This window comes from Serratia sp. DD3 (assembly GCF_000496755.2).
The window spans coordinates 202,681-210,162 of sequence record NZ_AYKS02000033.1 but is presented as its reverse complement, the minus strand read 5'-3'; the positions used below and the strand labels follow the sequence as shown (position 1 = coordinate 210,162).

At 48.3% G+C, this 7,482-nt stretch carries 4 protein-coding genes, 1 tRNA gene and 2 rRNA genes; all 7 read left to right on the top strand.

All coding sequences use genetic code 11. The features are described 5' to 3' along the window. Positions 1-232 precede the first annotated feature (232 nt). Positions 233-348, top strand: a 5S ribosomal RNA gene (rrf, locus tag IO95_RS05870). A gap of 13 nt (positions 349-361) precedes the next feature. Next, positions 362-437 (top strand) — tRNA-Thr (locus IO95_RS05865). 46 nt (positions 438-483) lie between these two features. Further along, positions 484-599 (top strand): 5S ribosomal RNA (rrf, locus tag IO95_RS05860). Positions 600-810: 211 nt separating this feature from the next. Further along, the gene (metA, locus tag IO95_RS05855) at positions 811-1,740 is read left to right on the top strand and encodes a homoserine O-succinyltransferase (protein ID WP_023490328.1); all 930 of its coding nucleotides are present in this window, start codon (positions 811-813) and stop codon (positions 1,738-1,740) included. Between the two features lie 404 nt (positions 1,741-2,144). Further along, positions 2,145-3,743, top strand: a complete 1,599-nt coding sequence (gene aceB, locus IO95_RS05850; protein ID WP_023490329.1) for a malate synthase A — start codon at positions 2,145-2,147, stop codon at positions 3,741-3,743. A gap of 197 nt (positions 3,744-3,940) precedes the next feature. Continuing rightward, positions 3,941-5,248 carry an isocitrate lyase gene (gene aceA, locus IO95_RS05845; protein WP_023490330.1) on the top strand — a complete coding sequence of 436 codons (1,308 nt, stop codon included), beginning with the start codon at positions 3,941-3,943 and terminating at the stop codon, positions 5,246-5,248. A gap of 128 nt (positions 5,249-5,376) precedes the next feature. Then, positions 5,377-7,146: a bifunctional isocitrate dehydrogenase kinase/phosphatase gene (gene aceK, locus IO95_RS05840; protein ID WP_023490331.1), complete on the top strand. Its 1,770-nt coding sequence runs from the start codon at positions 5,377-5,379 to the stop codon at positions 7,144-7,146. The last annotated feature ends 336 nt before the right edge of the window (positions 7,147-7,482 follow it).

Below are 7,482 nucleotides of genomic sequence, written 5' to 3'. Positions count from 1 at the left end.
AGGCTGGGTGTGTAAGTGCAGCGATGTATTGAGCTAACCAGTACTAATGAACCGTGAGGCTTAACCTTACAACACCGAAGGTGTTTTGACCTGATACCAGGATATCGGGTAGAGAGATAGCGATAATCAGCTTGTTCTACAGATTGAAGATGAGAGCAACAAAGATTTTGAGGTGCATAGGGGTGAGGTGGATTAACTGAAACCTGTTTCCTGTGACCTGAAACCTGATTTGCCTGGCGGCCTTAGCGCGGTGGTCCCACCTGATCCCATGCCGAACTCAGAAGTGAAACGCCGTAGCGCCGATGGTAGTGTGGGGTCTCCCCATGTGAGAGTAGGACACTGCCAGGCATCCAATTTGTGTGCTGATATGGCTCAGTTGGTAGAGCGCACCCTTGGTAAGGGTGAGGTCCCCAGTTCGACTCTGGGTATCAGCACCACTTTATTAGTAAAGTTAGTTCGGCAAACAAGAATTAAAAGAATTTGCTTGGCGGCAATAGCGCGGTGGTACCACCTGATCCCATGCCGAACTCAGAAGTGAAACGCCGTAGCGCCGATGGTAGTGTGGGGTCTCCCCATGTGAGAGTAGGACACTGCCAAGCATCAAATAAAGCAAAGAACCCCGTGCGTAAGCATGGGGTTTTTTGCTTTATTTGTTATAGCTTTTCTACCCGAGCATAGGGATGTGACCCCGTCTCTGGTGATGAAACATTTTCACCTTTCTGTTGAACACTCGACATGATGCAGAAAAAACGCTATCTTCAGGCATCTAGAAGTCTAAACGTATAAACGGATGAGCCTGGAGATTAAGCAATGCCGATTCGTGTTCCTGATGAACTACCTGCAGTTAATTTTTTGCGTAATGAGAATGTGTTTGTGATGACATCTTCTCGTGCAAGAACACAGGAAATCAGGCCACTCAAGGTGTTAATCCTTAATTTGATGCCAAAAAAGATTGAAACGGAAAATCAGTTTCTGCGTTTACTCTCTAATTCCCCATTACAAATCGATATTCAACTGCTGCGCATTGATAGCCGCGAATCGAAGAATACGCCGGCAGAGCATTTAAATAATTTTTACTGTAATTTTGAAGATATTCAGGAAGATAACTTTGATGGCCTGATCGTTACAGGCGCGCCTTTAGGGTTAGTGGATTTCTGTGATGTTGCCTATTGGCCACAGATTGCGCGTATTATTGCCTGGGCTAAGGATCACGTCACTTCTACGCTTTTCGTCTGTTGGGCAGTACAAGCAGCATTGAACATTCTCTACGGTATTCCGAAGCTAACGCGAGAAGTTAAGCTTTCTGGTGTTTATCAGCACCAAACGCTGCAACCGCATGCCTTATTGACCCGGGGATTTGATCAGACTTTTCTAGCCCCGCATTCACGCTACGCTGATTTCCCTACCCATATTATCCGCCAGTATACTGATCTGGATATTCTGGCTGAGTCAGAGCTCGCTGGTGCCTATCTGTTTGCAAGCCCCGATAAGCGCCTGGCATTTGTTACCGGGCACCCAGAATATGATCCATTAACGCTGGCAGACGAGTATTTGCGAGATCTCAATGCTGGCCTCAACCCAGTGGTACCATGGAACTATTTTCCTGAAGATAACCCGCAACTGCCCCCAATCGCCTCATGGCGTAGCCATGGTCATTTACTGTTTTGCAACTGGTTGAACTATTGCGTCTACCAGATCACACCGTTTGATCTGCGTCACATGAATCCTACCCTTGAGTAATCCTGTTTTCTGCAATATCCGCTATCATTAACGTTGCAGGAGGGGACTCCTGCGCTTGCCTACCTTGTTCTACTCAGTTCATCAATACGAATATTCTTAACAAAAATTATTAAAAAACAATTTGATAAGTAGTATTTGTCGATAAAACTATCGCTGTCTATAGATGTTACGCACGATGGGTAATTTAATCATTTAATAACAAATGATTAATAAAATTCTTAACAAAAAGATGAAATCAGTTTTGTTTTTTTAACATTATTGGTTATTCTTGACATGCTTAGCATGATATCTAACCAATAAAAGCCCATTTCTTCACCTTAAATTGCCGCTATTTCCGACAACATTAACTTCGCCAACTTCACCTGCCCAGTAGTGATGGGTGTAATGAAGGTAAGGAAAATATAATGACGCAACAGATGGTAGGTTCAGAGTTAACTTTTACCCAGCCCTTCAAGACAGCAGAACAACAAATATTAACCGATGAAGCCGTTGAATTTTTGGCTGAGCTCGTGAGGAAATTTACTCCCCAACGTAACCCATTGTTGGCTGCGCGCGCCAGTTGGCAGGAAAAGATTGATCAGGGTGAGCTGCCAGATTTTATGCCAGACATGAGTGCTCATGGTGATGGCGACTGGAAAATCCGCGGTGTCCCCAGTGATTTGCTTGATCGCCGTGTAGAAATTACTGGCCCCGTTGAACGTAAAATGGTGATCAATGCCCTGAACGCCAACGTCAAAGTATTTATGGCCGACTTTGAAGATTCTCTGGCCCCAAGCTGGGAAAAAGTCATTGATGGGCAAATCAATTTGCGTGATGCCGTGAATGGCACCATCTCCTATACCAATGAAAACGGTAAACGTTACCAACTCAAACCCAACCCAGCGGTACTGATTGCCCGTGTGCGTGGCTTACATTTGCCAGAGAAACATGTGTTGTGGCAGGGGGAGGCAATTCCGGGGGGGATATTCGATTTTGCTCTCTATTTCTTCCATAACTATCGTCAGCTATTAGCCAAAGGGAGTGGCCCCTATTTCTACCTGCCGAAAACCCAGACCTGGCAAGAGGCTGCCTGGTGGAGTGACATCTTCTGCTTTACTGAAGATCGTTTCAAGTTACCACGCGGCACCATCAAGGCCACGGTGTTGATCGAAACCCTGCCTGCGGTATTTCAAATGGATGAGATCTTGTATCACTTACGTGACCATATCGTCGGGCTAAATTGCGGCCGTTGGGATTATATATTTAGCTATATAAAAACATTGAAGAATCATGGTGATCGCGTTTTGCCCGATCGGCAGTCTGTTACCATGAACAAACCTTTCCTCAGTGCTTATTCACGTTTGCTGATTAAGACCTGCCATAAACGCGGCGCTTTTGCGATGGGGGGGATGGCAGCGTTTATCCCCAGTAAAGACCCAGCACAAAATGAAATGATCTTAAGTAAAGTCCGAGCAGATAAAGAACTGGAAGCCAACAATGGCCATGATGGCACCTGGGTGGCTCATCCCGGGTTGGCCGATACGGTGATGGAGGTCTTTAACCGTATCCTGGGCGAACGTCAGAATCAATTGGACGTGCTGCGTGAGAATGATGCCCCGATTACCGCCGCTGAATTATTGCAACCTTGTGATGGTGAACGTACTGAAGCGGGGATGCGCGCCAATATTCGTGTCGCGGTGCAATATATTGAAGCCTGGATCTCCGGTAATGGTTGTGTACCGATTTATGGTTTGATGGAGGATGCGGCGACTGCCGAGATCTCTCGGACTTCTATCTGGCAGTGGATCCACCACCAGAAGAGTCTCAGCAATGGCCAACAGGTGACCAAGGCACTGTTCCGCCAAATGCTGGAAGAAGAGATGCTAGTTGTCCGTCAGGAAGTGGGTGAAGCACGTTATAGCGCCGGTCGTTTTGAAGAGGCGGCCCGCTTAATGGAACGAATTACGACACAAGATGAATTGATCGATTTCTTGACGCTACCCGGTTACGAATTACTGGCCTGAAACCGGTCATTCGGCCTGCCATTTTGGAGAGGGTTGAGTGCGATGTTCTCCAGTACTCAATCCTGCAAACTGATGCTGCTGATAATGCCGGCTCATTCAAGTCACCATTGAAAGGGGGGAAGTGAAGTTCCAATAGCTTGAATGGTGACCGGTAAATTGCTTTGTTGAACCCCACCGCACAATTAGAGGATGAACCTATGACGCTTTCTCGTACCCAACAGATTCAACAACTGGAACAGGAATGGAAATCGGCACGCTGGGAAGGCATTACTCGCCCTTATAGCGCGGAAGATGTGGTTAATCTGCGCGGTTCGGTTAATCCGGTCTATACCTTGGCGCAAAACGGCGCGGCTAAGCTCTGGGAGCTGTTACATGGCAAATCCCGTAAAGGGTACGTCAATAGCCTGGGGGCGTTGACCGGTGGTCAGGCGTTACAACAGGCAAAAGCCGGCGTGGAAGCGGTTTATCTGTCTGGCTGGCAAGTAGCGGCAGATGCTAATACCGCTTCTGCCATGTACCCGGATCAATCTCTGTATCCGGTGGATTCTGTTCCGGCAGTGGTTGAGCGTATCAATAATACTTTCCGCCGTGCTGATCAGATCCAGTGGTCGAATAAAATCGAGCCAGGTAGCCAAGGCTATATCGATTATTTCCTGCCGATTGTGGCGGATGCGGAAGCTGGGTTTGGTGGGGTACTGAATGCCTTTGAGTTAATGAAGGCGATGATTGAGGCCGGGGCGGCAGGTGTACACTTTGAAGACCAACTGGCAGCTGTGAAGAAGTGTGGTCATATGGGTGGCAAAGTGCTGGTTCCGACACAGGAAGCGGTGCAAAAGCTGGTTGCAGCGCGCCTGGCGGCTGACGTTCTCGGTGTACCCACACTGTTAATTGCGCGTACTGATGCTGATGCCGCAGATTTGCTGACTTCAGATTGCGATCCCTATGACCGCGCCTTTGTCTCCGGTGAGCGTACTGCGGAAGGTTTCTTCCGGACTCACGCTGGGATTGAACAGGCTATCAGCCGTGGTTTGGCTTATTCCCCTTATGCTGATCTGGTGTGGTGCGAAACCTCAACGCCGGACCTGGTTGCTGCCAAACGTTTTGCTGATGCTATTCATGCCAAATTCCCTGGCAAATTGTTGGCGTACAACTGTTCGCCATCCTTTAACTGGCAGAAAAATCTCGACGACCAGACGATTGCCCGCTTCCAGGATGAGTTGTCAGCGATGGGGTATAAGTATCAGTTTATTACGCTGGCTGGTATTCACAGCATGTGGTTCAACATGTTCGATTTGGCACATGCCTACGCACAGGGTGAAGGCATGAAACACTATGTCGAGAAGGTGCAACAGCCAGAGTTTGCGGCGGTGGCGCGTGGCTATACGTTTGCTTCACATCAGCAGGAAGTCGGGACAGGCTACTTCGACAAAGTGACCACCATTATTCAAGGCGGGGCTTCTTCGGTGACGGCATTGACCGGTTCTACTGAGGAGCAGCAGTTCTAATTTATCTGACGGTTTATGCCCAAAATAATTCGAGTTGCGGCGCTATTGGCTGCAACTTGAATGAATTTGGCTAGATCAACGGCCTGGTATCTCAGGCCCGGTTCCACGGGTTGATGGCAGAGGTCAAGATGGCAGCAAAACCGGAACGATTGATTGCACAGACTATCCTGCAGGGCTTTGATGCACAATATGGTCGCTTCCTTGAAGTCACCGCGGGCGCACAGCAGCGTTTTGAACAGGCTGACTGGCCCGCCATCCAACAGGCCATGAAGCAACGCATCCATCTTTATGATCACCATGTGGGTCTGGTGGTGGAGCAACTGCAATGCATGGTGAGCAAAAGTGATTACCAGCAGGATGTCGGTTTACTCCACCGGATCAAAGCCGTCTATACCGAGTTGTTGCCCGATTACCCACGTTTTGAGATTGCAGAGAGCTTTTTTAACTCGGTTTACTGCCGCTTGTTCAAACACCGGGATTTAACACCGGATAAACTGTTTATTTTCAGCTCACAGCCTGAGAGGCGTTTTCGCGATATCCCCAGGCCACTTGCCCGCGATTTTATTCCCAACGGCGATCTGCCCACTATGCTGCACAGTCTACTGACTGACTTGCCGCTGCGCTTACCCTGGGAGGACTTGCCTCGGGATATTCATGCTATTACGCAAGCGTTATTACAAACCTTCGATTCACGGCAATTGGCTGGGGCGACGTTTCAGGTAGCGAATGAACTCTTTTATCGCAATAAAGCGGCCTGGCTGGTGGGTAAGTTGCGATTGGCTGATGAGGTCTATCCATTTCTGTTACCTATTCATCATAGTGATTCTGGTGCGCTGTTTATTGACACCTGCCTGACCAGCAAAACGGAAGCCAGTATCGTATTTGGTTTTGCTCGCTCCTACTTTATGGTTTATGCCCCGTTGCCAGCGGCGATGGTTGAGTGGTTACGGGAAATTCTGCCGGGCAAAACCACCGCTGAACTGTACATGGCGATTGGCTGCCAGAAGCATGGCAAAACGGAATGCTATCGTGAATATCTGACGTTTATGGCACAGTCTCAGGAGCCGTTTATTATTGCCCCTGGGGTGAAAGGCATGGTGATGCTGGTGTTTACATTGCCCACCTTTGATCGGGTATTCAAGGTAATCAAAGACCAATTTGCACCACAGAAAGAGGTGACACAAGCGCGTGTCCGCGACTGCTACCAATTGGTTAAGGAGCATGATCGTGTCGGTCGTATGGCTGATACACAGGAATATGAAAATTTTGTGGTCGATAAGCGCCGTATCAGCCCAGAATTGTTGGCGGAGTTACAGCGTGAGGTGCCAGAAAAACTGCAAGATCTGGGTGATCGTTTGGTGATTAACCATTTATATATGGAACGCAAGATGATGCCCCTGAACCTCTATCTAGAGCAGGCCAACGCGCAGCAGATGCATGATGCCATCGAAGAGTACGGCAATGCCATCAAACAACTGGCAGCGGCCAATATCTTCCCCGGGGATATGCTGTTCAAGAACTTTGGTGTGACGCGTCATGGACGGGTGGTATTTTATGACTATGACGAAATTTGTTACATGACTGAGGTGAATTTCCGTGATATCCCCCCACCACGCTACCCGGAAGATGAGCTGGCGAGTGAACCCTGGTATAGCATCGCCCCAAACGATGTTTTCCCTGAAGAGTTCCGCTATTTCCTCTGTGGTGACCCAGGTATTCGCCAAGTGTTTGAGGAGCTGCATAGTGATCTGTTCACTGCGGATTACTGGCGTAGGCTGCAGCAACGTATCAGGGAAGGCCATGTTGAAGATGTGTTTGCCTATCGTAAAAAGCGGCGATTCAGCCAGCGGTTACCTGCCGATAAAGTAGGAAAACCGCTAACAGGTGGGATTACTTAGAGGGATGTGAGGGGCATAGTTAAAATAATTCGGGTTACTAGACAAAACCCTATGCGTTTTGACCGTTGTTCGCAAAGGGGGCTCAGGAAGAGCAGAGTATCAGGGCGGAGCTAACACCACCGCCTCTTGAAGTATGAAATTTTATGCCTCAGCCGCAATCTTCTTATTCCCTTATTTGTCCAGTTGACTGACCAACCTGAAAAACTCTCAATATCTGTTGGCATCTTTGCCAACAAAACCTGTGCTAGGATGTCAGACCCTTCATTTTTAAGCTGTAATGGGGCAAACCCTGCCTTTGCAGTTTGATTGATGAAGGGAATAAATAGTTGGGTGAAT

What these genes read in the sequence shown, in the direction of transcription:
- metA (WP_023490328.1), top strand. Translation starts at nt 811, where the DNA reads ATGCCGATTCGTGTTCCTGATGAACTACCTGCAGTTAATTTTTTGCGT.
- aceB (WP_023490329.1), top strand. Translation starts at nt 2,145, where the DNA reads ATGACGCAACAGATGGTAGGTTCAGAGTTAACTTTTACCCAGCCCTTC.
- aceA (WP_023490330.1), top strand. Translation starts at nt 3,941, where the DNA reads ATGACGCTTTCTCGTACCCAACAGATTCAACAACTGGAACAGGAATGG.
- aceK (WP_023490331.1), top strand. Translation starts at nt 5,377, where the DNA reads ATGGCAGCAAAACCGGAACGATTGATTGCACAGACTATCCTGCAGGGC.